The sequence below is a fragment of the Vibrio sp. 10N.261.52.A1 genome (assembly GCF_002876325.1).
In the GTDB taxonomy this organism is placed as follows: domain Bacteria; phylum Pseudomonadota; class Gammaproteobacteria; order Enterobacterales; family Vibrionaceae; genus Vibrio; species Vibrio chagasii.
The window spans coordinates 1-1,145 of record NZ_MCYD01000940.1; the positions used below are offsets into that span (position 1 = coordinate 1).

A 1,145-nucleotide genomic window follows, 5' to 3' on the forward strand; every position below is an offset into this window, starting at 1 on the left:
CACCACCGCGCCGTCGTTCAGTGGATTAACCCCAACCTCTACAGTAATAGTGTCTGTTCCGCCATTTCCATCGCTAACAACAACAGTGAAGCTATCATTGCCGTTGTAATTTTCGTTTGGTGTGTAGGTCCAGTTGCCGTCTTCATCAACAACAACGGTGCCGTTGGATGGTTCAGTGCCTTTAGAGAAGTTTAATGAATCACCATCAGTGTCAGATGCCGAAAGGCTACCGTTGACTGGTGTGTCTTCATCAGTAGTTACGGCTATATTGTCGCCAAGTGGGTTGCCATTTGCATCTGTAATGAGTGGGGTATCGTTGACAGGATTAACGCCAACATTCACAGTAATCGTATCAGTACCACCTTGACCATCGGATACAACGACCGAGAAACTATCGTCACCATTGAAATCATTATTTGGGGTGTATGTCCAACTACCATCACTGTTTAAAGTGACGGTTCCGTTTGCCGGCGGTTGAGACATAGCAAAAGAAAGAGTGTCATTATCGCCATCAAAAGCACTCAATGTACCGCTAACAGGGGTATCTTCATCCGTTGTGAAAGAGACAGTATCTCCGACAACGACATTGTTGGCATCTGTAAATAGAGGGGCGCTATTAGATTCAGTTGAAGATTCTGAGATAGAACGATAGGCATCAAGAAGGCTTAAACTTTGAGTGCGGGACATGCCCAACGCTTCGAAGCCTTCGGTTACGAACTCGGTATCAGGGATAGTTTCTTCACCATCTCGCTCAATGGTACCGCTGGTGCCTAGACTTGAACCATTTTGACCAACAGCGGTTGCGAACTCTTCACCTAATTCTGCAGGGTCTTGACCTTCTTCTAAGGCTGCGAATATATCAGCAATATCTTGGTCGAGTTCAATCTCACCATCTTCTGGTGAGAATCGCTTCGCGGAAACTTCAGGGCTATTTGATTCATTAAGAGATTCTAAGATGACATCTCCCGCCTGAAGTGACTCGCCTTCTTCTAGGACTTTAATCGTGCCATCTGTTGAAATAACAATGCGCTGGCCCAGTGCTAGTGCACCAGCCAAATTCAAAGTCGTCATGTCCATATTAACCCCTAAAAACCCATCTTTTGTTGTCAACGTCAAAATAGTGACATCTTTTTATAATATTAGTT

Annotated in this window: 1 protein-coding gene; it reads right to left on the bottom strand. The window is 44.9% G+C overall.

The features are described from left to right. Positions 1–1,077: tandem-95 repeat protein (locus BCT81_RS20410; protein WP_133152670.1), on the bottom strand; the 1,077-nt coding region annotated here is incomplete at its 3' end. Positions 1,078–1,145: the final 68 nt, after the last annotated feature.